This is a genomic window from Mesobacillus sp. QJM3NY_10 (genome assembly GCF_056173465.1).
On record NZ_CM149675.1, the window covers coordinates 1,814,739 to 1,840,704 of the forward strand.

The following is a 25,966-nucleotide window of genomic DNA, read 5'->3' on the forward strand; positions in this document are numbered from 1 at the left end:
GTTAAGCATACACATGCTTTTGAGAGGCCTTAAATTACATATGGAGGTACCCTATGACGAGCCCTAAATACAAAAGAGTTGTTTTAAAGTTAAGTGGAGAAGCATTAGCCGGAGAACAAGGATTTGGCATCAATCCGTCGGTAATCAAAAATGTTGCAGACCAGGTGAAAGAGATTGCGGAACTGGGTGTGGAGGTCGCTGTTGTTGTGGGCGGAGGAAACATCTGGAGAGGCAAAATCGGTGAAGAAATGGGAATGGACAGAGCGACGGCAGACTATATGGGCATGCTTGCTACCGTCATGAATTCACTGTCATTACAGGACAGCCTGGAACAAGCGGGAATCGAGACAAGGGTTCAAACTTCCATCGAAATGCGCCAGGTGGCAGAGCCATACATCAGAAGAAGAGCAATCAGGCATCTGGAGAAGACGCGCGTCGTCATTTTTGCTGCTGGAACAGGAAATCCGTACTTCTCAACGGATACAACAGCTGCTTTGCGTGCTGCTGAGATTGAAGCAGATGTTATCCTTATGGCGAAGAATAACGTTGATGGCGTTTATTCTGCAGACCCGCGAGTTGACAAAAACGCAACAAAATATGAAGAATTATCATACCTGGATGTGCTGAAGGAAGGTCTAGCAGTCATGGATTCAACAGCTTCATCCCTGTGTATGGACAATGATATCCCGTTAATTGTATTCTCTATTATGGAAAAAGGTAATATTAAACGAGCAGTAATGGGTGAAACAATCGGAACAATCGTGAGGGGGAAAAACTAATGCCAAAACAAGCAATTGCTAACGCGAAAGAAAGAATGTCAAAAGCGATCCAAGCTTATACCCGCGAACTTGCCAGCATCCGTGCAGGGAGAGCAAGCGCCTCTCTTTTAGACAGAGTACAGGTGGATTACTATGGAGCACCAACTCCGGTCAATCAACTTGCTGGTATTTCTGTACCGGAAGCGCGTCTTTTGGTTATCCAGCCATATGATAAGACAATCCTTGGTGAAATAGAAAAAGCGATCTTAAAGTCTGATCTTGGACTGAATCCTTCAAACGATGGATCAATCATCAGGATCGCAATTCCTCAGCTGACTGAAGAGCGACGCAAGGAGCTTGCAAAGCAGGTTAAAAAGGAAGCTGAAGAAGCAAAGATCGCTATCCGCAATATTCGCCGCGATGGCAACGAAGACCTGAAGAAGCTAGAGAAAAACGGAGAAATCACAGAAGATGACCTCCGTGGATACTCTGACGATATTCAAAAGCTAACGGATGAACATATCGCAAAAATCGATCAGATTACAAAAGACAAAGAAAAAGAAATTATGGAAGTGTAAGGCTTCCAATGTAGTCAACATCGAAAACCCTCTGTTTTCCAGGGGGTTTTTTCTCTATACATATACCGGGTGAATAAAAGTTTTGAAAAACAAAGAGTTTACGAAAACGGCCTGAATGATAGAATATAATAATATTGGCTGTTATATTCTGTTTTACTACTAAACAACATATTCTGTATATAAGGCTCCTTTTGTTTAGGAACAGGCTGGGATTGAAGAATATTAAGGTGTAGTCCAACGGTTTATAGAGATATCTTTTTTCTTTTTTGGTATGATAGTGGCATATGGAATTGAAAGAGAAAAGAAAAGGATTGCTTTTAATGAGCACTCCGGCTTCAGCGCCAAACGAATGCCAGGCATAGTTAGTGCCTGGATGAATGACTCATTGGAGCTAAAGATAATCTTTTGGGGGAGCTGTCCAAATGTTAAATAAAATGAATCCGTGGAAGAAGGATCAAAATCCTTCCAGTTTCCGTGATCGCGTACTTCAAATAAAAGATCATGAAGTCCCTTCCCATGTTGCCATTATCATGGATGGTAATGGGCGTTGGGCAAAAAAACGCGCTTTGCCCCGGGTTGCTGGCCATCATGAAGGTATGAAGGTTGTCCGCAAAATAACCAAGCTGGCCAATGACCTCGGTGTTAAGACACTTACTGTTTATGCTTTTTCAACAGAAAACTGGAAAAGGCCCAAAATGGAAGTTGATTTCCTGATGAAACTGCCCGAAGAATTCCTTGGCACCTTCCTTCCTGAATTAATAGAAGAAAATGTCCGTGTCGAAATGATTGGATATATGGATAAGCTTCCAGAGCATACGAAAAGGGCAGTCGGAAAAGCAATGGAAGATACAAAGAATAATACCGGCCTTGTCCTGAATTTTGCCCTTAACTATGGTAGTCGGGCAGAAATCATTGACGGTGTTAAAAGGGTCATGGATGATGTGAAAAATGGTATTATTACCGAAAGTGAGCTGAACGAAGAAGTCTTCTCTTCTTATCTCATGACAAAGGATTTGGATGATCCTGACCTGTTAATCAGGACAAGTGGTGAAATCCGCTTAAGCAATTTTATGCTTTGGCAGCTGGCATACACAGAGTTCTGGTTTACTGATGTACTGTGGCCAGATTTTGATGAAGAACATTTTGTCGAAGCAATTGAAGTATTCCAGGGCCGACAACGGCGTTTTGGAGGAGTATAAAAAAGGTGTGAATAAATAAATGAAGCAAAGAATCATTACAGCAGTCATAGCAGCGGCTATTTTTCTTCCAATCGTTATTTTTGGAGGCTGGCCATTTATTGCAATGGTTTACCTAATAGCTTCGGTAGCATTATATGAAGCACTCAAGATGAAGCAATTAAAGCTTTTCTCCGTTCCGGGGATTCTTTCTTTGTTATTATTATGGATTTTCTTGATTCCCGACCAATATAGTGGCTTTCTTAATCAAATTGATTATACAAAACTGGAGCTTTTCTTTCTTGGAGTGCTTTTATTTCTGACCTATACGGTCATAACTAAAAACCGCTTCACTTTTGAGGAAGTTGCTTTTTCAATCATGTCGACACTTTACGTTGGACTTGGTTTTTATTTCTTCATTGAAACTAGAGAAGCAAGCCTAACATATGTGTTTTATTCACTATTCATTATATGGGCCACCGATTCAGGAGCTTATTTTATCGGACGGGCAATTGGCAAACACAAGCTTTGGCCTGAAATCAGTCCGAACAAGACAACAGAAGGCTTTTTTGGCGGAATAGTTTCTGCACTTGTAGTTGCCGTGCTGTTCAGTGTGTTTGGAGATATGAAAGTACCAACTTTGATCCTTCTTATGGCGACTGCATTTTTGTCTGTGTTTGGCCAAGTAGGGGATCTTGTCGAGTCAGCACTAAAACGACATTACAATGTTAAAGATTCAGGAAACATCCTTCCAGGTCATGGGGGCATGCTTGACCGCTTTGACAGCCTGTTGTTTGTCTGGCCGTTAATTCACTTATTCCATTTGTTATAATAGTGCCGCCAAGGTTGTTATGCTTTTGGATAAAACTGACAAAAACACCGAATTTTGACTATACCGGGTACATACCGTTTCCCGTTGGAGATATTAGGAGTGAAATTTGTGAAAAGAATCAGTTTGTTGGGAGCGACAGGATCGATAGGAATCCAAACGCTTGATGTAATCAGGGAGCATCCTGATGAATTCAAGCTAGTATCGATGTCTGCTGGCAGGAACATGGAACTTACCAGGAAGATCATAACTGAATTTTTGCCTGAACTGGTTTCTGTGCAAGAGAAAGACGATGCTGAACGGTTAAAGGCAGATTTTCCACAGGTGAAGATTGTGTATGGACTAGAAGGTCTCGAGGAGGCTGCAGTTTTTCATAAGGCAGATATACTCGTAAATGCAGTACTCGGCAGTGTTGGACTCGGACCGACACTGGGAGCGATCAGATCCGGTAAGACGATTGCGATCGCGAATAAGGAAACACTGGTCACTGCAGGCCATATCGTGATGGAAGAGGCAAAGCGGCATAACGTGCCCATCCTTCCAGTTGATAGTGAGCATTCTGCGATCTTTCAGGCCTTGCAGGGTGAAAAAGAAAAAAATATTGAGAGACTGATCCTCACTGCATCGGGAGGAAGCTTCAGAGATCGGACCAGGGAAGAACTGCAGGGCGTTACAAAAGCAGATGCATTGAACCACCCTAACTGGTCGATGGGGGCAAAAATTACGATTGATTCCGCAACAATGATGAATAAAGGGTTAGAGGTCATTGAGGCGCATTGGTTATTCTCTCTCCCTTATGACGATATTTCTGTCATCCTCCATCGCGAAAGTATCATTCATTCGATGGTAGAATTCCATGACACGAGTATTATGGCCCAGTTGGGAACACCAGATATGAAAGTGCCAATTCAATACGCTCTTACATACCCAGACAGGCTCCCGTTAGTTTCGGGGAAAAGGCTGAATCTGGCGGAAGTTGGCCGGCTTCACTTTACAGAAATGGATTTCGCCCGGTTCCGCTGCCTTAAGTTTGCTTATGAAGCTGGTCGGGCAGGAGGCACAATGCCTGCGGTCATGAATGCTGCAAATGAAGCAGCGGTAGCATCCTTTTTGGACGACAGAATCACTTTCCTCCAAATTGAAGACTTGATAGAGAGAGCAATGGAAAGCCATAGCATCATAGAAAATCCTGACCTTGAAACAATTCAAGAGGTTGACAAAGAGACAAGAAGGTATGTAAAGTCACTACTATAATTTTAAGTCTCAAGAGTGGATTCTTATCCTATTAAAAGGTGGTTAGAAAATTTGAATACAGTTATTGCCTTTATCGTCATTTTTGGCGCCCTCGTATTCTTTCATGAACTTGGGCATTTGATCTTCGCCAAAAGAGCAGGGATTCTCTGCCGTGAATTTGCAATTGGATTCGGTCCAAAGGTCTTTTCTTTTAAGAAAAATGAAACGACTTATACCATCCGCCTCCTTCCAATCGGAGGGTTTGTCAGAATGGCTGGCGAAGACCCTGAAATGATTGAGATCAAGCCAGGGCATAGAATAGGTTTGCTTTTTAACAAGAGTGAAGAAGTTCAAAAAATCATTCTGAATAATAAGGAGAAGTATCCTGATGCACGAATAGTAGAAGTGGAAAGAGCCGATATTGAACACGAACTTTTTATTAAAGGTTATGAAGAAGGGGAGGACGACAGCAAGCTGACAACCTTCCCAATTAGTAAAACAGCGGTTCTTGTCGAGAACGGGGTAGAGACGCAGATTGCTCCATTTGACAGGCAATTCGGTTCCAAGACGCTTGGGCAAAGAACATTGGCAATCTTCGCTGGGCCGATGATGAACTTTATCCTGGCGATGGTTATTTTCATTATTCTAGCCATCTTCCAGGGGATTCCTTCCAATGAACCTGTTCTAGGAAAGCTGACTCCAGATGGAAGTGCGCTTAAGGCGGGGTTGCAAGAAGGTGACGTTGTAAACAGCATCGAGGGATCAGAAGTCTCAAGCTGGCAGGATGTTGTTGAAATTATCCGCAAGAACCCAGGGAATGAGCTTGATTTCTCAATAGTACGTGAAGGTCAGAGTATGGATCTGCCAGTTACACCTGAAGTTAAGGACGTTGAAGGCGAAAAGATCGGATTGATTGGCGTATACAGTCCTGTTGAGAAGTCGCCATTAAAATCGATTTCTTACGGTGTGAAAGAAACTTATTTCTGGACAATAGAAATATTCTCTATGCTAGGGAAATTGTTGACCGGCCAATTTTCGATAGATGCATTATCAGGACCGGTAGGCATTTATGTTTCTACTGACACGGTTGCCAAATCCGGAATCTTCTATCTTATGAAATGGGCCGCGATCCTAAGTATCAACCTGGGAATCATGAATCTACTTCCATTCCCGGCACTTGATGGCGGCAGGTTGACCTTCTTTGCGGTTGAAGCGCTAAGAGGAAAACCAATCGACAAGCAAAAGGAAGGAATGGTCCACTTTGTTGGCTTCGCATTATTAATGCTGCTGATGCTTGTGGTAACCTGGAACGATATTCAAAGATTCTTCCTGTAAGTGTTCATATCCACTGACACATTTAACTTCCTGCCCGGACCGCACCGGGCAGGAACGTTTTTTAATAATGCTCTTTTCTCAAACTTTGTTGCTTTCGAATGCAAAATTGGATTGAATTGCCTATATTCCTTCGTAAAGTTGACGCTTCTTAAGAGAAAAGAGCATGCAAACTTAATACCGACCTGCAAAATGGGTATATATTACGTTAAAATCGGCTTTAGGATTTTAACAATCATCTATACAAAAACAGCCTTTATAAAACATGAAATAATCCTATGAGGTGTAATCAATGAAGCAAAGTATGTCGCTTATTCCTACTTTAAGAGAAGTACCATCAGATGCAGAAGTCAAGAGTCATCAGCTGTTGCTCAGGGCTGGATTCATCCGCCAAAACGCAAGCGGTGTTTATACATACATGCCTTTAGGGCGCAAGGTACTGCACAAAGTCGAGGCAATCATCAGAGAAGAAATGAACAATGCTGGTGCTGCTGAGTTATTCATGCCAGCATTGCAACAAGCGGAACTATGGCAGGAATCGGGCCGCTGGTATTCATATGGTCCGGAGCTTATGAGATTAAAAGACAGGCATGACCGTGAGTTCGCCCTTGGTGCGACTCATGAAGAGGTCATCACTAGCCTTGTCCGTGATGAAGTAAAATCTTATAAACGTCTTCCGTTGACACTTTACCAGATTCAGACTAAATTCCGGGACGAAAAACGACCAAGGTTTGGTCTCCTTCGCGGCCGTGAATTCATCATGAAGGACGCATACTCTTTCCATGCGACACAAGAGAGCTTGGATGAGGTTTATGAACGTCTCTTCCAGGCTTATTCCAATGTGTTCAGACGTTGTGGCTTGAACTTCCGTGCCGTTATCGCTGATTCGGGCGCAATGGGAGGAAAGGATACTCATGAATTCATGGTCCTTTCAGATATCGGGGAAGATACGATTGCTTATTCCGATACGTCTGAATATGCGGCCAATGTTGAAATGGCGCCAGTAACTGCTGTTTATGAGAAGAGCGGTGAACCCGCAAATGAACTTGAAAAAGTACACACAGAAAACAAGAAGACCATTGAAGAAGTCTCTTCCTACCTTAATGTAGAGTCTAAAGATTGCATCAAATCTTTGCTCTTTAAAGTGGATGATCGCTATGTACTTGTATTAGTGCGTGGAGACCATGATGTGAACGATATTAAATTAAAGAATCATTATGAGGCTTCAGTTGTTGAACTAGCAGACACAAAGACGACGAAAGAGGTTCTGGGCTGCTCAGTTGGTTCTCTTGGCCCGGTGGGAGTCGATAGCGTTGAAGTCATCGCGGACAATGCCGTGCAGGCAGTGGTCAACGGAGTTTGCGGAGCAAATGAAGAAGATTACCATTTTAAGAACGTGAATCCAGAGCGTGATTTCAAGGTAACTTCATATACAGACTTGCGCTTCATCAGAGAAGGAGATCCTTCTCCAGATGGCCAGGGAACTATTGTCTTTGCGAAAGGCATTGAAGTCGGACATGTTTTCAAGCTTGGTACCAGATACAGTGAGGCAATGAATGCCGAGATCCTTGACGAGAATGGAAGAACAAAGCCAATGATCATGGGCTGTTATGGAATTGGCGTTTCCCGGACAATGGCCGCTGTAGCAGAACAATTCAATGATGAAAATGGCCTTGTATGGCCTACCAACATTTCACCATTCGATGTCCATCTCATTGTGGTGAACATGAAAGACAGCGCCCAGGCAGAATTGGCTCAAGAGCTTTACTCAAGCCTGCAGGCAGCAGGAATGGAAGTACTCATGGATGATCGCCAGGAAAGACCTGGAGTGAAATTCGCGGATTCAGACCTAATTGGTTTGCCTGTAAGAGTTACAGTCGGTAAGAAAGCCGGCGAAGGAATCGTCGAAGTCAAAATCCGTAAAAACGGCGAAATGCAGGAAGTCCAAAAAGATGAATTAGCAGTTACTTTGAAGAATATTTTAAAAGAACTATAATCAATCGGCGGATCCTTTAATAGGGTCCGCTTTTTAACGATTTAGAATCCTCCTGATTTATCGTCACATTAAAAATCATCACGCAGTCGTCTAGAAAAAATGTTGTTGTCGCCTGTGTATCGTGTAGGTAAGTTGGGTTCTCGAAAAAACGCAGCTGAAAGTGTCCGACACCGCATGAATTATATTCCTAATATAACACCGAAATGGTAATATCAAACACAGGTAACGGGACATTCATTTTATGTTATAATAACCTTTGCTATTAAACACGTTTTGATACAATTAAACAAACGGGTAATTTGCCCCGATAGATAGAATTCAAGCTTTTCAGATGGGAGAGAAATAACCATGGGTGATCTTTCTTCAGGGAAAAAAGAAAGGTTTCAGCTCCTGCTGCAACAGCTGCAGCTAACAGAAGATGCAATTGTCACTCATTTTCAAAATGCTGAAATTGACAGGGTAGTGATTGAAAAACAGGCAAGGAAATGGCATTTCTTTTTCCAGTTTGAAAGAATCATTCCTTGTCAGCTGTATAACACATTCATAGGCAAGCTGGAACAAACTTTCTCACATATTGCGAAAATATCATACTCGGTAAGAGTACTTGAACAGGCAATCAGCGACGAGAAAATCCTTGATTACTGGAAGTCGTGCATTAAAGAAATAGATGGCATCGCTCCGCCTTTGTTAAAACTCCTGAATGAACAAGTTCCACAAATCCAGGGAACAAAAATCATATTAACAGCAAGAAACGAAGCCGAAGGGCTAGCGCTTAAGCGTAAATATGGTGGCATTATTGCTGAGATCTACCAGAGCTTCGGTTTTCCTTTACTGACGATCGATACGGTTGTAAGTGAAGAAAGTTCTTCAGATGAATATGAAAAATTCATGAAGGCAAAAGAGAAGGAAGACCAGGAACGCGGTCTGATGGCAATGATCGAGATGCAGAAGAAGGAAGCTGAACAAGCCAAGGGAGATGGCGCGCCGCAGGAGGGACCTGTTAATATTGGGCTTACGATTAAAGACGATGCTGACTTCCGCAAGCTTGAAGACATCGTTGATGAGGAACGCCGCGTAGCCGTTGAGGGATATGTATTCTTTGCCGAAACGAAAGAACTTCGCAGCGGCAGGACGCTTTTGACATTTAAGATCACTGATTACACAAGCTCTATCATGGTAAAAATGTTCTCGCGCGATAAAGAAGACGCAGCTATTTACCAGCGTGTCACAAAAGGTATGTGGCTAAAGGTAAGAGGAAGCATCCAAAACGACACATTTGTCCGCGATCTTGTCATGATTGGAAATGACGTTAATGAAATCAAACCTAAGGGAAGAATTGATTCAGCGCCTGAAGGTGAGAAAAGAGTCGAACTTCACCTTCATTCACCAATGAGTCAGATGGACGCGGTGACTCCTGTCAGCGCACTGGTTGCCCAGGCAGCAAAGTGGGGTCACAAAGCTGTGGCCATCACGGACCATGCAGTCGTGCAATCCTATCCAGAAGCCTTTGGCGCAGGAAAGAAAAATGATATTAAGATTCTGTATGGTGTGGAAATAAACCTTGTTGATGATGGTGTGCCGATTGCCTATAATGACGCGCACAGGGTGCTTGCAGACGATACGTATGTCGTATTCGACGTCGAAACAACAGGTCTGTCAGCTGTATACGATACCATCATTGAACTGGCTGCTGTTAAAATACGCGGCGGAGAAATCATTGACCGGTTCGAGTCATTCGCAAACCCGCACCACCGTTTGTCAGCGACGACCATAAACCTTACCGGGATTACCGATGATATGGTCCGCAATGCACCGGAAGTGAGTGAAGTCCTGCAAAAGTTCCAAGAATGGACAGGCGATAGTGTCCTGGTTGCCCACAACGCATCATTCGATATGGGCTTCCTGAATGTCGGTTACAAGAAAATAGGGTTTGGCAAAGCGCCAAATCCGGTTATTGATACACTCGAACTTGGCCGTTTCCTTTATCCGGATATGAAGAACCATAGATTGAATACATTAGCCAAGAAATTCGATATTGAATTGACACAGCATCACCGTGCGATCTATGATGCCGAGGCTACGGGTTATCTATTGCTCCGTATGCTGAAGGATGCCGCTGAAAAAGGTCTTGAATACCATGACCAGCTGAATGACAATATGGGCCAGGGTAAAGCCTACCAGCGTGCACGTCCTTACCATGCAACATTGCTGGCTCAGAATGAAGTTGGCATGAAAAATATCTTTAAATTAGTATCAATAGCACATATTGATTATTTTTACCGTGTGCCACGAATCCCGAGGTCTGTTTTGAATAAACACCGTGAAGGAATCCTGATTGGTTCTGGATGTGACAAAGGTGAAGTTTTTGAGGGCATGATGCAGAAGGGACCTGAAGAGGTCGAAGAAGCAGCACAGTTTTATGACTACCTCGAAGTCCATCCAAAGGCTGTTTATGCACACTTGCTCGAGCTGGAACTAGTCCGGGACCAGAAGGCACTTGAGGATATCATTAACAATATCGTCAAGCTTGGGGAGAAGCTGGACTTGCCAGTAGTTGCTACAGGCAATGTTCACTACTTGAATGAAAATGATAAAATATACCGCAAAATCCTGGTCAATTCCCAGGGCGGCGCCAATCCGCTGAACCGTCATGAGCTTCCTGACGTGCATTTCAGGACAACGAATGAAATGCTTGATGCCTTTAAGTTTCTGGGTGAGGAAAAGGCAAAAGAGATTGTTGTGGAAAATACAAACAAGATTGCTGACATGATCGATGTCATCAAGCCGATCAAGGATGATCTATACACGCCTAAAATTGAAGGCGCCGATGAAGAGATGCGCAGCATGAGCTATGGAATGGCACGCAGTATTTACGGGGACGACCTTCCTGAAATCGTTGAGGCGCGTCTTGAAAAAGAATTGAAAAGTATCATAGACAACGGATTTGCGGTTATCTACCTGATTTCCCATAAACTTGTTAAAAAATCACTGGATGACGGCTATCTAGTAGGTTCACGTGGTTCGGTTGGTTCTTCTTTCGTCGCGACGATGACGGAAATCACCGAGGTTAATCCGCTGCCGCCGCACTATGTATGCCCTAAGTGCAAAAAATCAGAGTTCTTCAATGATGGATCAGTCGGTTCAGGGTTTGACCTTCCAGACAAGGATTGTCCTGATTGCGGAATCAAATATAGAAAAGACGGCCATGATATTCCCTTTGAGACCTTCCTTGGTTTCAAAGGGGACAAGGTTCCCGATATCGATTTGAACTTCTCGGGCGAATATCAGCCACGTGCCCATAACTATACAAAAGTATTGTTCGGGGAGGACTATGTTTACCGCGCGGGAACGATCGGTACTGTTGCGGATAAGACGGCCTATGGTTATGTAAAAGGCTACCAGGGTGACAATAACCTGCAGCTTCGCGGTGCGGAAATTGACCGTCTGGCATCCGGCTGCACAGGTGTAAAACGGACGACCGGCCAGCACCCCGGCGGAATCATCGTTGTTCCCGATTACATGGATATTTTTGATTTTTCACCCATCCAGTTCCCGGCAGACAGCAGCACATCTGAATGGAAAACAACCCATTTTGATTTCCACTCGATTCACGATAACTTGTTGAAGCTAGATATTCTTGGGCATGATGACCCAACCGTAATCAGGATGCTTCAGGATTTAAGCGGGATCGACCCGAAGACCATTCCGACTGACGACCCTGAAGTCATGAAGATTTTCAGCGGGACAGAATCTATCGGTGTGACTGAACAACAAATCATATCGAAGACGGGTTCATTGGGTATTCCAGAATTCGGTACGCGCTTTGTTCGCCAGATGCTTGAGGATACGAAACCAACGACATTCTCGGAACTCGTACAGATATCGGGTCTTTCTCACGGTACGGATGTATGGCTCGGAAATGCGCAGGAATTGATCCATAACAATATCTGTAACCTTAGCGAAGTAATCGGCTGCCGTGATGATATCATGGTATACCTGATTTACCAGGGACTTGAGCCGGCATTTGCTTTTAAGATCATGGAATCAGTCCGTAAGGGTAAAGGGCTGACAGATGAAATGGAAGAAGAAATGCGCAAGAATAAAGTGCCGGAATGGTATATCGATTCTTGTAAAAAGATCAAGTACATGTTCCCTAAAGCCCACGCGGCTGCTTATGTTTTAATGGCGGTGAGGATTGCGTATTTCAAAGTGCACCATCCGCTTATGTATTATGCAGCATACTTCACAGTCAGGGCAGATGACTTCGACGTCGATGCAATGGTCCGTGGTTCAGAGAGCATCCGGGCGGTGATTGAGGAAATCAACGCTAAGGGACTTGAAGCTTCGACAAAAGAAAAGAACTTGATGACCGTCATGGAACTCGCGCTTGAAATGTGTGAGCGTGGATTTGGATTCGCTAAAGTCGATTTATACAAATCTAGCGCGTCAGAATTCATCATCGAGGGCGATAAGCTGATCCCGCCGTTCAATGCGATACCTGGACTCGGAACGAACGCGGCGATTAATATCGTTAAAGCTCGAGGAGAAGGGGAATTCCTGTCTAAGGAAGACCTGCAGCAGCGAGGAAAGATCTCCAAGACTATTCTTGAATACCTGGACAACCATGGCTGCCTTGAGGGCATGCCAGACCAGAACCAGTTATCATTGTTCTAATTTAGCTTATTGGAAAGACAAGCTATAACTGCCGTTTGTTTGCAATAAATATCTGGTTATGTTATATTTTTATTGGAAATACTAAGGATATCTCTGGCAGATGAGAGTGGGGCAACCCGCTCTTTCTTGTTTGTTAGGCACTTTTACGGGGATAAAAACCAAATAGTGATTAAGTAATGAGGTTGTGTCAAAGGAGGGATTTTATGAGCAAGGTTACCGAAGTTGTGGAAGAGCTAGTAACTCCCATCTTAAATGAAAACGAACTAGAATTGGTAGACATCGAATATGTCAAAGAAGGAAAGAACTGGTTCCTGCGCGTATACATTGATAAGGACAACGGAATTGATATCGAAGAATGCGGCATCGTCAGTGAGCGCCTTAGCGAAAAGCTCGATGCCATTGATCCAATCCCGCATAACTACTTTTTGGAAGTCTCCTCACCAGGTGCAGAACGTCCGCTGAAAAAGGAGAAAGATTATCAAAAAGCAATTGGCAAGAATGTCTTCATTAAGACCTATGAACCAATCGATGGGGAAAAGGCTTTTGAAGGGGTCTTAACTGATTATAATGGGGAAACTGTCACTGTTGATGTGAAGATTAAAACTCGCAAGAAAACAGTCGTTATCCCATTTGATAAAATTGCCAGCTCGAGACTCGCTGTCACTTTTTCATAATCTGTCCAGAAAATATCTTCAGTTAATTAATTAAAGGATCGTTTCGGACCTGTTGTTTTTTAGGCAAAGCTCAAGCGTGCTTAAACGCTATCCTCCCCTTGGTGGCAGATGAAAACGTTTAAGGTTTGAGCTGGTGGACAGAGGGCAGAGTTTCGAAAAGAGCCTTACAAAGTAGGGTAGTAAAAAAGGGGGATTTATATCTCATGAGCAGCGAATTGATGGATGCTCTTACGATTCTTGAAAAAGAAAAAGGAATTTCCAGGGACATCTTAATTGATGCAATCGAGGCGGCGCTTATTTCAGCGTATCGACGTAACTTTAACCAGGCGCAAAACGTCCGTATTGATTTAAACCTTGGCAATGGTTCCATGCGCGTTTTTGCGAGGAAAGAAGTAGTCGATGAAGTTTTCGATCCGCGTTTGGAAATCTCTCTTGAAGAGGCACAGAAAATTAATCCGAATTACGTGGTTGAAGATGTCGTTGAACTTGAAGTCACGCCTAAGGATTTCGGAAGGATTGCTGCGCAGACTGCCAAGCAGGTAGTTACTCAGCGTGTCCGTGAAGCAGAAAGAGGAATTATCTATTCTGAGTTCATTGATCGTGAAGAAGATATCATGACAGGTATCGTTCAGCGTCAGGATCCTAAGTTCATCTATGTAAGCCTGGGGAAAATCGAGGCGATCCTGCCAGCGAATGAACAGATGCCGAACGAACATTATAAGCCTCACGACCGCATCAAAGTATTTATCACCAAGGTTGAAAAAACCACTAAAGGTCCACAAATCTTCGTTTCCAGAACCCATCCGGGACTGTTAAAGAGACTTTTCGAGATTGAAGTTCCTGAGATTTATGATGGAACTGTTGAAATTAAATCAGTTGCTCGTGAAGCAGGGGACCGTTCTAAGATCTCTGTTCACTCAGACAATCAAGAAGTGGATCCAGTTGGTTCATGTGTCGGACCTCGTGGAAATCGTGTCCAGGCTGTCGTCAATGAGCTTAAGGGTGAAAAAATCGATATAGTAAAATGGTCTGAAGATCCAGTCGTATTTGTTGCCAACGCGTTGAGCCCATCAAAGGTTCTTGATGTCATTGTCAACGAAGAAGAAAAAGCGACTACGGTTATTGTTCCTGATTACCAGCTATCGCTTGCAATTGGAAAGCGCGGGCAAAATGCGCGTCTTGCCGCAAAGTTGACTGGTTGGAAGATTGACATCAAAGCAGAAACTGAGGCAAGGGAGATCGGGATTTATCCTCGTGACAATGAGCCGCTTTTAACTGCAGATGACGATTTTGAAGATGAAGACATCGATTAAGGTGAGGTGAATGATCGTGAACAGCCGCAAAAAGGTTCCTATGCGAAAATGTGTCGCTACCGGTGAAATGAGACCGAAAAAAGAACTAGTTCGCATCGTTCGCTCCAAGGAAGGGGAAGTCTCCATCGACCTGACAGGCAAAAAATCAGGCCGGGGCGCTTATCTTTCTAAAGAAAAAGAAGCAGTGCAATTAGCAAAGAAACGAAATATATTGTCCAAACAGCTTGAAACACAAGTGGACGATGCAATATACGATGAGTTGAATGACCTCATCGAAAAGGAGAGCAGACTATCCTGATGAACTCAAATCAATGGATGTCATTGCTTGGCTTAGCCAATCGAGCACGGAAAATTATTTCAGGGGAAGAGCTTTCCGTCAAAGAAATCAGAAGCGGGAAGGCGAAGCTCATTTTGCTTTCTGCGGATGCATCCGCAAATACTACAAAAAAGATTACCGACAAGTGCAAATCTTATAATGTGCCTTACAAAGTGGTCCCGGACCGGTACCAGCTTGGCCAGGCGATTGGCAAGGAAGCACGTGTTGTAGTAGCCCTGTTGGACGAGGGTTTTGCAAAAAAACTGTTGACGTTGCTCGATTAATTCTAGCGGGGGTGAAGATATGAGTAAAACACGCGTTTATGAATATGCAAAGAAGCATAATTTATCGAGTAAAGACGTGATTATAAAATTAAAAGAAATGAACATTGAGGTTTCTAATCATATGACTACAATGGAAGATGATACCATAAAGAAACTCGATGCTGTCTATAATAAAAAAGAAGATAAGCCACAAGCACAGGCAAAGCCTCAAGCGCAAAGCCAGCAAAAGGCTTCACAGGGACAGAACCAGAATCGCAACCAAGGCCAAAAGCCTAACCAGGGACAGAATCGCAATCAATCCCAAAATCAGCAAAAAAACAACCAGGCACAGCCAAAAGCTCAGCTTAAGACAACAGCTAGCGCTTTTTCAGACGACGAGCGTCGTGCAACAACTCCTGAGAAAGTGAAAACTTCAGCAGTTGCTAAAAAGCCTGGGAACTCCCAGCCTTTCAACAAAAACAATAAGAACAAACAAAATAAGAATAGAAACCAGCAAAACCAGAATAAGGGCAGACAGAATCAGCAGCAGGCTCCACAACAGCCTAAGAAGGTTAAAGAGCTTCCTTCAAAGATTACTTTCAGTGAATCTTTGACAGTAGCTGAATTAGCCAAGAAGCTTAACCGTGAGCCGTCTGAGATCATCAAGAAGCTCTTTATGCTTGGTGTAATGGCTACGATCAACCAGGATCTTGATAAGGATGCAATTGAACTGATTGCAACTGATTATGGAGTAGAAGTTGAAGAAACAATCAAGATTGACACAACTGACCTTGAGGTTTATTTCACAGAGGATGATGAAGCATCTATGGTTGAAAGACCGTCAGTTGTAACGATTATGGGTCACGTTGACCATGGTAAAACAACCTTGCTTGATTCAATCCGCAACACGAAAGTGACTGCAGGAGAAGCAGGCGGCATCACTCAGCACATCGGTGCATACCAGGTAGAAGAAAACGGCAAAAAAATCACATTCCTTGATACACCTGGTCACGCAGCGTTCACAACAATGCGTGCTCGAGGTGCAAAGATTACCGATATCACAATCCTTGTTGTAGCTGCAGATGACGGTGTTAAGCCACAGACTGTGGAAGCATTGAACCATGCTAAAGCTGCCAATGTACCTATTATCGTAGCAGTTAATAAAATGGATAAACCAACTGCAAATCCGGATCGTGTTATGCAGGAGCTAACTGAATACGGACTTGTTCCAGAGGCATGGGGCGGCGAAACAGTGTTTGTTCCGATTTCTGCCTTAACAGGAGAAGGTCTTGATAACCTGCTGGAAATGATTTTGCTTGTTGGTGAAGTTGAAGAATATAAAGCAGATCCTAATCGAAATGCTATCGGGACTGTAATCGAAGCGCAGCTGGATAAAGGCCGTGGATCTGTTGCTACATTGCTTGTCCAGAACGGTACACTGAAGATTGGTGACCCAATCGTGGTTGGAAATACTTTCGGCCGAGTACGTGCAATGGTCAATGATCTTGGCCGCCGTGTCAAGGAAGCTGGCCCTTCAGCTCCTGTAGAAATCACAGGCTTGAACGATGTTCCTCAAGCAGGCGATCGTTTTGTAGTATTCGATGATGAAAAGACAGCCCGCCAGGTTGGAGAAATCCGTTCACAACAGGCTGTACAGGCACAAAGAAGCGAAAAAGCGCGCGTCAGCCTCGATACTTTGTTTGAACATATGAAACAAGGGGAAATGAAAGACCTAAATCTAATTATTAAAGCCGACGTCCAAGGTTCAGTTGAAGCACTTGCAGCAGCATTGCAAAAACTGGATGTGGAAGGTGTAAATGTAAGAATCATTCACACTGGTGTTGGTGCGATCAATGAGTCTGACATCACACTTGCAGCAGCTTCTAATGGTATCGTCATCGGTTTCAACGTCCGTCCGGACAATAATGCGAAGCGCGCTGCAGAGTCAGAGAGCGTCGATATTCGACTTCACCGCATTATTTATAAAGTGATCGAAGAAATCGAATCAGCGATGAAGGGTATGCTTGATCCGGTTTATGCCGAAAAGGTCATCGGCCAGGCTGAAGTCCGCCAGACCTTCAAGGTATCGAAAATCGGAACGATTGCCGGCTCATATGTTACTGATGGCAAAATCACCCGTGACAGCGGTGTTCGTTTGATTCGTGACGGAGTCGTCATCTTTGAAGGGGAAGTCGATGCATTAAAACGTTTCAAGGATGATGCCAAAGAAGTAGCTCAGGGCTATGAATGCGGTATTACCATTAAAAACTTCAAAGACGTCAAGGAAGGCGACGTCATTGAAGCATATATCATGGAAGAAGTGGAACGTTAATGGTAGTAGGCTTAGCAGCCTGTGAGTGCATCATCTATGATGCTCATTCTCTAAAAGAAAAGAGAGCTGTCTTGCAGCGGATTATTACAAGGCTGAAGCAGAAGTACAATATTTCGGTTTCTGAAGTAGACCATCATGATGTTTGGCAGCGGACAACAATTGCAGTTGCAGCCGTATCGGCATCGAAGGTGTCCACAGAAAGAGAGCTTCAGAATGCCTTGAAAATGATTGATTCTTTTCCGGAGATCGAACGTACCATCACCGAAATAGAATGGCTTTGATAGAACGAGGTGATTGAAAATGGGTCATAGAGTAAATCGTGTTGGCGAACAAATGAAGAAAGAAATAGGCGATATCATCAGCCGTAAAATCAAGGATCCGCGAGTAGGTTTCGTAACAGTAACGGATGTCGAGGTTACAGGGGATCTTCAGCAGGCAAAGGTGTATATATCTGTTTTAGGCGACGAACAACAGAGGGAAGACACTCTTAAAGGATTAGCGAAGGCCAAGGGCTTCATCAGGACAGAAATTGGCCAGCGAATCCGCCTGAGAAAGACTCCTGAACTGATCTTTGAATTTGATGAAACGATGGCTTACGGTAATCGTATCAATACGTTAATCCATGAGCTGCACAGGGATGAGCAGCCTGGAGAAGAAGGGCAAGAAAAGGACAATGATTAAACGGATAGACATAATTGTCTGAACCGTTGATCTTGATATGAAAAATGGATAGACACTTTTGTCTATCCATTTTTTTCGATAAGAGTCGTAAAAGATAAAAAGCCATTTTGTAGGTCGGTATTAAGTTTGCAAGCTCTTTTCTCATAATATGCTTTAATTTTGTTAGAAACATAGGTCATTCAATCCTATTTTGTAGCCAATAGCAACAAAGTTTGAGAAAAGAGCCTAATACATAAAAGAATCGAGGAAAAAGAAAATGGAAGGGATTCTGCCTCTTTTTAAACCAGCGGGAATGACTTCGCATGATTGTGTATTTAAACTCAGGAAACTGTTAAGAACGAAGAAGGTCGGGCATACAGGCACACTTGATCCTGATGTGACTGGAGTATTGCCAATATGTGTTGGCAAGGCGACAAAAATCGCCGAATACATTACAGATGCAGGAAAGGCATATGAGGGTGAAGTCACCCTTGGATTCACGACCACTACAGAAGATGCTTCGGGTGAGAAGGTCGAGGAAAAACAAGTGGACAGGGTCATAACAAGAGACGAGATCCTAAAGGTCCTCCAGTCGCTGGAGGGTGAAATTGAACAAACACCACCAATGTATTCAGCTGTAAAAGTAAATGGAAAAAAATTATACGAATACGCGAGACAAGGGATTGAAGTCGAAAGGCCAACCAGGAAGGTCACTATTTATGGCATAGAGCTTCTTGATGACAGGGATTCGTTTGAAGGTCAGCAGGTTAGCTTTAAATTCCGGGTAACATGCAGCAAGGGCACGTACATTCGAACATTGGCAGTGACGATTGGGGAAAAATTAGGCTATCCTGCACATATGTCTTCCCTTGTGAGGATACAATCCGCTGACTTCACTATTGAGGACTGCTATACTTTTGAACAGCTTGAAGAATTGGCACAAGAAAGCGAGCTGGAAACTGCTCTGCACCCATTGGAAGCTGGTATTTCTTATTTGCCGAAATATCGCATTAATGATAAAGTAGCAGAGAAAGTGAAAAATGGGGCACTGCTTACGATCCCAGAGGATTTTAAGGGGATTGACGGTCCTATCGTAGTAGAAACAGAAGACGAAAAAGCGCTCGCGATCTACAGGGCACACCCAACCAAAATTGGGATGATGAAGCCTGATAAAGTACTAAGAAATGAGCAGTAGTCTATCTTTTGCTTTTTCTTATAAATAAGCAATTATTGCAATTGTCTTGATAAATGAGCAGCTGGGTCAGAAAAGGTGAGTAATATCGTGAAATTGATTAAGCTAAACCACCCTCATGAATATAGAAGAGAAGATTTTCCAGCGATGGCTATGGCACTGGGCTATTTTGACGGAGTACATTTAGGGCATCAGCAGGTCATCAAAGAAGCAAAAAAAGAGGCTGAAGCCAAAGGCCTGAAGAGTGCGGTCATGACCTTTGATCCTCATCCTTCTGTAGTTCTTGGCAAGAGCGTACAACACATGGAATATATAACACCCTTGGATGAGAAAACTCGAATAGTCGAGGATATGGGTGTGGATTACTTATTTGTTGTCAACTTCTCAATCGAGTTCTCAAGTCTTTTGCCCCAGGAATTTGTCGATCAATATATCATCGGGTTGAATGTACACCATGTTGTAGCAGGTTTCGACTATTCTTACGGCAAAATGGGGAAAGGGAATATGGAGACAATCCAGTTCCATTCGAGAGGTAAATTCGAGTTTACAGTAGTATCAAAGCTGTCCAATCAAGAAGAAGAAAAGGTTAGCTCTACTTTGATCCGTACCCTTTTAAGGGACGGAAAGGTGGAGGAGATGCCTACATTGCTAGGGAGATTTTACACCACTAAGGGAACAGTTATAAATGGGGAACGCCGCGGGCGCACAATCGGTTTTCCGACGGCGAATGTTCAGATGGAGGACCAGTACATTCTTCCTCCTACAGGTGTTTACGCCGTAATGATCCAAGTTGAAGGAGCATGGCATGAAGGTGTATGCAATGTCGGCTACAAACCAACCTTCCACAAGGAGAAAAAGGACAAACCATCAGTGGAAGTCCACATCTTCAATTTTAATAAAGAGATCTACGGGGAGTCAGCAGCGATAAAGTGGCACCTGCGTCTTAGAAGTGAGCGGAAATTCGAGGGAATACAGCAGCTTGTCGCCCAAATCGAAAAAGATAAGCAAGAAGCATTGCTCTACTTTGAAAAAAACAAGGGTTAGACTTGCTTTTTGTCGTAAAAAGATGTATTCTTATTAACGTATCAAAAAAGAACCTTTGCTTGGCAAGTCGAGTCACCGACGCTTGCTCGGTAACAGGGGATTACTAATTGGAGGTGAAACGGATGGCAATCACAAAAGAACGTAAAAACGAACTTATCAACGAATTCAAGACTCACGAAAGTGATACTGGATCTCCAGAAGTTCAAATCGCTGTCCTTACTGCAGAAATCAACACATTGAACGACCACTTGCGCGTTCACAAGAAGGACCACCACTCACGTCGCGGTCTTTTGAAAATGGTAGGTAAGCGTCGTAATCTTTTGACTTACCTTCGTAACAAGGATGTTGCTCGTTACCGCGAGTTAATCAACAAGCTTGGTCTACGTAGATAGTCTGTAAAAGCGGGATTTATCCCGCTTTTTTATTAGGCAAAATTTTTGAATGTACATAACATTATATTGATATTAAGCGCTGTGTTTTGGCGCATACTATAACATAAAAAGTCTTCTCCTGAAGCAGGACAGGCAATTTAAAACGATGTCTGATGAACCAGACTCGTCTTATGTGTTTTAATCTCTTTTATAAAGGTATATTTGTTATAAGACAGGCAATGGTACTGTTTTTTAAATAATTTTCCCAGATAGTAAATCTGGATGGATTTTCATGGTAGAGAGGGGCTTAAATGTATGGAACAAGAAAAACAAAGTTTTTCCTTTGACTGGGCAGGCCGTAAGCTGACAGTTGAAATAGGGCAGCTTGCTAAGCAGGCAAATGGAGCTGTACTTGTCCGTTACGGCGATACAGCAGTACTAAGTACTGCAACTGCTTCAAAAGAACCGAAGAATTTAGACTTTTTCCCGCTAACAGTAAATTATGAAGAAAGATTATATGCTGTTGGTAAAATCCCAGGCGGTTTTATTAAGCGTGAAGGACGTCCAAGTGAGAAGGCTATTCTTGCCAGCCGCTTGATTGACCGTCCAATCCGTCCGTTATTCGCTGATGGTTTCCGTAATGATGTCCAGGTAATCAGCATTGTCATGAGTGTGGATCAAAATTGTTCATCTGAAATGGCTGCAATGTTTGGTTCATCACTGGCGCTATGTGTTTCCGATATTCCGTTTGAAGGGCCAATCGCTGGTGTGACAGTTGGAAGAATTGATGGAAAGTTCGTCATTAATCCATCTGTTGAAGAAACTGAAAAGAGCGATATGCATCTTGTCGTTGCAGGTACAATGGATGCGATCAACATGGTTGAAGCTGGTGCTGATGAGGTTCCTGAAGAAGTAATGCTTGAAGCGATCATGTTTGGACATGACGAAATCAAGCGTCTCATTGCTTTCCAACAGGAAATCGTGGCACAGGTTGGTAAAGCGAAGCGCGAAATTACTCTCTTTGAAATAGACAAAGAGTTAGAAGCAGAAGTGCGCGGAATTTGCGAGCAAGACATGCTGGCTGCAATCCAGGTACAAGAAAAGCATGCACGTGAAGACGCAATCAAAGAAGTGAAAAATTCCGTTGTTGCTCGATATGAAGAGCAGGAAGCGGATGCAGACCAGCTTAAAATGGTGAAACAGATCCTTGATAAAATCGTCAAAGGTGAAGTGCGCCGCTTGATTACGGAAGAAAAAGTACGTCCAGATGGCCGTGGAGTCGACGAAATCCGCCCACTTTCTTCAGAAGTAGGCTTGCTTCCGCGAACTCATGGTTCAGGCTTATTCACAAGGGGACAAACACAGGCTTTGAGCATCTGTACACTTGGAGCTATGGGGGATGTCCAAATCCTTGATGGCCTTGGAATCGAAGAAGAAAAACGTTTTATGCACCATTATAACTTCCCATTATTCTCTGTAGGTGAAACTGGACCGATTCGCGGACCAGGCCGACGTGAAATTGGGCACGGTGCACTTGGTGAACGTGCGCTTGAACCTGTTATCCCTAATGAAAAAGACTTCCCATATACAGTACGCCTTGTATCCGAGGTTCTTGAATCAAATGGTTCTACTTCACAGGCGAGTATTTGTGCAAGTACATTAGCTTTGATGGATGCTGGTGTGCCGATTAAAGCACCGGTAGCTGGTATTGCTATGGGTCTAATCAAATCAGGAGAACACTACTCTATTCTCTCTGATATCCAGGGTATGGAAGACCACCTTGGTGACATGGACTTCAAAGTAGCCGGAACGGCAAAAGGTGTTACGGCATTGCAGATGGATATCAAGATCGATGGGTTATCCCGTGAGATTCTTGATGAAGCTTTACAACAGGCGAAAAAAGGGCGTATGCATATTCTTGAATCTATGCTTGCCACTATCAAAGAACCACGTGAGCAGCTTTCACAATATGCTCCGAAAATCATTACGATGTGGATCAAGCCGGATAAAATTCGCGACGTCATTGGGCCAAGCGGAAAACAGATCAATAAAATCATTGAAGAAACTGGCGTAAAAATCGATATCGAACAAGATGGTACGGTATTTATTGGTTCAGTAGACGAAGAAATGATCCAAAGGGCCAAGAAAATCATCGAAGATATCGTCCGTGAAGTCGAAGTCGGAGAGATGTATCTTGGCAAAGTCCGCCGCATAGAAAAGTTTGGTGCGTTCGTGGAAATCTTCCCTGGAAAAGACGGTTTGGTGCACATTTCCGAGCTTGCTGAAGAGCGGGTAGGAAAAGTTGAAGATGTCCTTAAGCTGGGAGATGAACTTCTGGTCAAGGTCACTGAAATCGACAAGCAAGGAAGAGTCAATCTTTCACGCAAGGCAGTGTTGAAAGAACAGCGCGAAAAGGCTGAAAAACAATCATAATTTGTGAAGGCCGGGGGCAATCCCGGTCTTTTTTTGATTTTCTCACAAATTATTTTTAACAACCTAAGCTCATTCGAAGCATGTTCCACGCATGCCAGTAGTCATGCCCAACGCTTTTCTTTGATGGCTCACAATTGTCTTCCGTTCTACCTTGTCCTTCTGTTTCATAAAATAAAATAAGGCCTTGTTTGTACATCCTAGACTCAAAGCCAATTTTATGAAGAGACCTTACAGAAGAGGAGGCACATTAAATGAGAAAGTTTATATTAATTTCTGTCATGTTGATTGCAGGCTGGACCATGGTGAATAATCCATTCTCACATACATATGTAACAGGACTTAAAACGGGGACACTTGCGGTGACAGGGAATGAGAATTCATTGATGTCAGAAATCGAAATGAAAGCAAAAGAATACGAAATTGAACCTTCGGATGCCAGGAAGGATCCGGTCTGGAAGGTAATCCCCGGCTACAACGGTCTTAAAGTAGATGTGAAAAAATCATTTAGCAAGATGGAGAAGGAAGGGAAATTTGACCCGGAAAAGCTGGTCTTTAAGCAGGTTCCTCCTGAAATCCATCTAAGTGATTTGCCGCCCATGGCAATTTACAAAGGACATCCTGAAAAGCCAATGGTCAGCTTTATTATCAATGTAGCATGGGGAAATGAGTATTTGTCCGGGATGCTGGCGACATTGAAGAAGCATAATGTGACCGCAAGTTTTTTTCTTGAAGGCAGATGGGTAAAGAATAATCCAGGTATGGCGAAAATGATTGCTGATGCAGGCCATGAGATAGGAAACCATTCATTTACGCATCCAAACATGAAGCAGCTTTCTGCTCCTAAAATCAATGAAGAGATTAGGAGGACAAATGAAGTTATTGAAGCAGTGACCGGGGTGAAAACCAAATGGTTCGCTCCACCGAGCGGGTATTACAAGGACGAGGTAGTTGAAATTGCTGCAGCCCATAAATTAGGGACTGTCATGTGGAGTGTTGATACAATCGACTGGCAGAAGCCTTCGCCAGAAAAACTGATCAACAGGGTGATGGGTAAGGTTCATAATGGCGCAATGATTTTAATGCATCCAACAGAGTCGACGGCTGCCTCACTCGACCAATTAATCACACAAATAAAAGATAAAGATCTACAAATTGGAACTGTATCAAATATGCTGAGTGAAAATCGGATAGTATCTGCAAAAAAAATGAAAGAATAGCATTGTATTTGGAAAAAGTAAGTTAAATGGACTATACTAAGTAAATGCAGAAGTTTTAGCAGCAGGTTCCAGAGGAGGAATATAATGATAAAGAAATATACATGCCAAAACGGTGTAAGAATCGTACTAGAACAAATCCCAACTGTCCGTTCTGTCGCAATCGGAGTTTGGATCGGAACGGGCTCCCGTAATGAAAACCCAGAGAATAATGGGATTTCCCATTTCCTTGAGCATATGTTCTTCAAGGGCACCAAAACAAGGTCTGCAAGAGAAATCGCAGAGTCTTTTGACAGCATTGGCGGCCAGGTGAATGCGTTCACTTCCAAGGAATATACCTGCTATTACGCTAAGGTGTTAGATAATCATGCACAATATGCACTTGAAGTTTTAGCCGATATGTTCTTTAATTCTACCTTTGACTCAGAGGAGCTAAATAAAGAGAAGAACGTTGTAAATGAAGAAATCAAGATGTATGAAGATACACCTGATGATATCGTGCATGATTTGCTTAGTCAGGCTGTTTATGGTGACCATCCACTGGGGTACCCAATCCTTGGTACGGAAGAAACGCTCCAAAGTTTTACTGGAGAAAAATTGGAGCAGTATATGCATGATACTTACAGACCGGAAAACGTGGTCATTTCCATTGCTGGGAACGTTCCGGAATCTTTCATTAATAATGCTGAAAAATTCTTTGGCTCATATGAAGCGAGCAAAGAGAAGATGGAGTATGAGAAACCAGCGTTCCACGCAACACAGGCTTCCCGGAAAAAAGAAACTGAACAAGCACATCTGTGCCTTGGGTTTGAAGGATTGCAAATTGGCCATTCAGACGTCTATAGCCTGATTGTCTTGAACAATGTACTGGGAGGCAGCATGAGCAGCAGATTGTTCCAGGAGGTACGTGAACAACGCGGCCTTGCTTATTCTGTATTTTCCTATCACTCCGCTTATCGCGACAGCGGAATGGTGACTATTTATGGCGGGACCGGTGCAAATCAGCTTGGCGTTTTATATGAAACAGTCCAGGACACACTCGGAAAGCTGCGCGCAGACGGTATTACAGAGAAAGAACTCAACAACAGCAAAGAGCAGCTAAAAGGCAGTCTGATGCTAAGTCTTGAGAGCACAAACAGCCGCATGAGCAGGAACGGAAAAAATGAACTTCTGCTAGGAAGACACCGCTCCCTTGATGAAATCGTCGAACAAATCGACCAGGTGACCAAGGATAGCGTCGACGGCATGGCCAATAAGATCTTCACAGACAAATACTCTGTTTCGTTGATCAGTCCGAATGGCGAACTGCCAAACTTATAAAATCGTCCCATCGACAGCAGCTTCCATGTGAAGCTGCTGTTTTTGATCCATTCAGTAAAGGGCCAGGCGGATAGTAGTATAATCGGGTGATTCTTGACAGCTTTATGATCTTCTTGTGAAAAGCTGTCAAGAAAACGAAGGAATCATGACAGGTTTGGGCTCTTCTTCAGAAAAGCTGTCAAGAAAACGAAGGAATCATGACAGCTTTGGGCTCTGCTGCAGAAAAGCTGTCAAGAAAATGAAGGAATCATGACAGGTT

21 protein-coding genes are annotated in these 25,966 nt (G+C 43.3%); all 21 read left to right on the forward strand.

The window, feature by feature from the left end; all coding sequences use genetic code 11:
• Positions 1 to 53 precede the first annotated feature (53 nt).
• The 21 genes from pyrH (at position 54) to AC0VX7_RS09110 (ending at position 25,707) form a co-directional block, all read left to right on the forward strand.
• Complete coding sequence (gene pyrH, locus AC0VX7_RS09010; RefSeq protein ID WP_041967223.1) at positions 54 to 779, forward strand: UMP kinase; 726 nt, start codon at positions 54 to 56, stop codon at positions 777 to 779.
• Positions 779 to 1,336, forward strand: a complete 558-nt coding sequence (gene frr / locus AC0VX7_RS09015; protein ID WP_041967222.1) for a ribosome recycling factor — start codon at positions 779 to 781, stop codon at positions 1,334 to 1,336. Before pyrH ends, frr begins: the two co-directional genes overlap by 1 nt.
• 422 nt (positions 1,337 to 1,758) lie before the next feature.
• Positions 1,759 to 2,535 (forward strand): isoprenyl transferase, encoded by a 777-nt coding sequence (locus tag AC0VX7_RS09020; RefSeq protein WP_475427536.1) that lies wholly within the window; start codon positions 1,759 to 1,761, stop codon positions 2,533 to 2,535.
• A gap of 19 nt (positions 2,536 to 2,554) precedes the next feature.
• The gene (locus tag AC0VX7_RS09025; RefSeq protein WP_215031588.1) at positions 2,555 to 3,343 is read left to right on the forward strand and encodes a phosphatidate cytidylyltransferase; all 789 of its coding nucleotides are present in this window, start codon (positions 2,555 to 2,557) and stop codon (positions 3,341 to 3,343) included.
• Positions 3,344 to 3,451: 108 nt separating this feature from the next.
• Positions 3,452 to 4,594: a 1-deoxy-D-xylulose-5-phosphate reductoisomerase gene (gene dxr, locus AC0VX7_RS09030; RefSeq protein WP_475427537.1), complete on the forward strand. Its 1,143-nt coding sequence runs from the start codon at positions 3,452 to 3,454 to the stop codon at positions 4,592 to 4,594.
• 51 nt (positions 4,595 to 4,645) lie between these two features.
• The gene (gene rseP / locus AC0VX7_RS09035) at positions 4,646 to 5,908 is read left to right on the forward strand and encodes an RIP metalloprotease RseP (RefSeq protein WP_215031582.1); all 1,263 of its coding nucleotides are present in this window, start codon (positions 4,646 to 4,648) and stop codon (positions 5,906 to 5,908) included.
• Between the two features lie 289 nt (positions 5,909 to 6,197).
• Positions 6,198 to 7,901: a proline--tRNA ligase gene (locus tag AC0VX7_RS09040; RefSeq protein ID WP_475427538.1), complete on the forward strand. Its 1,704-nt coding sequence runs from the start codon at positions 6,198 to 6,200 to the stop codon at positions 7,899 to 7,901.
• Positions 7,902 to 8,249: 348 nt separating this feature from the next.
• On the forward strand, positions 8,250 to 12,575 hold the full coding sequence (locus AC0VX7_RS09045) for a PolC-type DNA polymerase III (RefSeq protein WP_475427539.1): 4,326 nt from the start codon (positions 8,250 to 8,252) through the stop codon (positions 12,573 to 12,575).
• A gap of 203 nt (positions 12,576 to 12,778) precedes the next feature.
• Positions 12,779 to 13,249, forward strand: a complete 471-nt coding sequence (gene rimP, locus AC0VX7_RS09050; protein WP_475427540.1) for a ribosome maturation factor RimP — start codon at positions 12,779 to 12,781, stop codon at positions 13,247 to 13,249.
• Between the two features lie 203 nt (positions 13,250 to 13,452).
• Positions 13,453 to 14,562: a transcription termination factor NusA gene (nusA, locus tag AC0VX7_RS09055; protein ID WP_475427541.1), complete on the forward strand. Its 1,110-nt coding sequence runs from the start codon at positions 13,453 to 13,455 to the stop codon at positions 14,560 to 14,562.
• A gap of 16 nt (positions 14,563 to 14,578) precedes the next feature.
• Positions 14,579 to 14,860, forward strand: coding sequence for an RNase P modulator RnpM (rnpM, locus tag AC0VX7_RS09060; RefSeq protein ID WP_041967254.1), 282 nt, complete (start codon positions 14,579 to 14,581; stop codon positions 14,858 to 14,860).
• Entirely contained in the window at positions 14,860 to 15,162 is a 303-nt protein-coding gene (locus AC0VX7_RS09065) for a YlxQ family RNA-binding protein (protein ID WP_041967213.1), read from the forward strand. Before rnpM ends, AC0VX7_RS09065 begins: the two co-directional genes overlap by 1 nt.
• 19 nt (positions 15,163 to 15,181) lie before the next feature.
• Complete coding sequence (gene infB, locus AC0VX7_RS09070; protein ID WP_475427542.1) at positions 15,182 to 17,473, forward strand: translation initiation factor IF-2; 2,292 nt, start codon at positions 15,182 to 15,184, stop codon at positions 17,471 to 17,473.
• Entirely contained in the window at positions 17,473 to 17,754 is a 282-nt protein-coding gene (locus AC0VX7_RS09075; protein WP_041967211.1) for a DUF503 domain-containing protein, read from the forward strand. The genes infB and AC0VX7_RS09075 overlap by 1 nt, the downstream gene beginning before the upstream one ends.
• Before the next feature lie 19 nt (positions 17,755 to 17,773).
• The gene (gene rbfA / locus AC0VX7_RS09080; protein ID WP_215031564.1) at positions 17,774 to 18,154 is read left to right on the forward strand and encodes a 30S ribosome-binding factor RbfA; all 381 of its coding nucleotides are present in this window, start codon (positions 17,774 to 17,776) and stop codon (positions 18,152 to 18,154) included.
• A gap of 256 nt (positions 18,155 to 18,410) precedes the next feature.
• Positions 18,411 to 19,328: a tRNA pseudouridine(55) synthase TruB gene (gene truB / locus AC0VX7_RS09085; RefSeq protein WP_475427543.1), complete on the forward strand. Its 918-nt coding sequence runs from the start codon at positions 18,411 to 18,413 to the stop codon at positions 19,326 to 19,328.
• An 87-nt stretch (positions 19,329 to 19,415) separates the two neighbouring features.
• Positions 19,416 to 20,369 (forward strand): bifunctional riboflavin kinase/FAD synthetase, encoded by a 954-nt coding sequence (gene ribF, locus AC0VX7_RS09090; protein ID WP_475427544.1) that lies wholly within the window; start codon positions 19,416 to 19,418, stop codon positions 20,367 to 20,369.
• A 122-nt stretch (positions 20,370 to 20,491) separates the two neighbouring features.
• Positions 20,492 to 20,761, forward strand: coding sequence for a 30S ribosomal protein S15 (rpsO, locus tag AC0VX7_RS09095; RefSeq protein WP_023614845.1), 270 nt, complete (start codon positions 20,492 to 20,494; stop codon positions 20,759 to 20,761).
• A 294-nt stretch (positions 20,762 to 21,055) separates the two neighbouring features.
• Positions 21,056 to 23,173, forward strand: coding sequence for a polyribonucleotide nucleotidyltransferase (gene pnp / locus AC0VX7_RS09100; RefSeq protein ID WP_475427545.1), 2,118 nt, complete (start codon positions 21,056 to 21,058; stop codon positions 23,171 to 23,173).
• A gap of 251 nt (positions 23,174 to 23,424) precedes the next feature.
• A complete protein-coding gene (locus AC0VX7_RS09105) occupies positions 23,425 to 24,390 on the forward strand; it encodes a polysaccharide deacetylase family protein (RefSeq protein WP_475427546.1) in 966 nt (321 codons plus the stop codon).
• 84 nt (positions 24,391 to 24,474) lie between these two features.
• Positions 24,475 to 25,707, forward strand: coding sequence for a M16 family metallopeptidase (locus AC0VX7_RS09110; protein ID WP_475427547.1), 1,233 nt, complete (start codon positions 24,475 to 24,477; stop codon positions 25,705 to 25,707).
• Positions 25,708 to 25,966 lie beyond the last annotated feature (259 nt).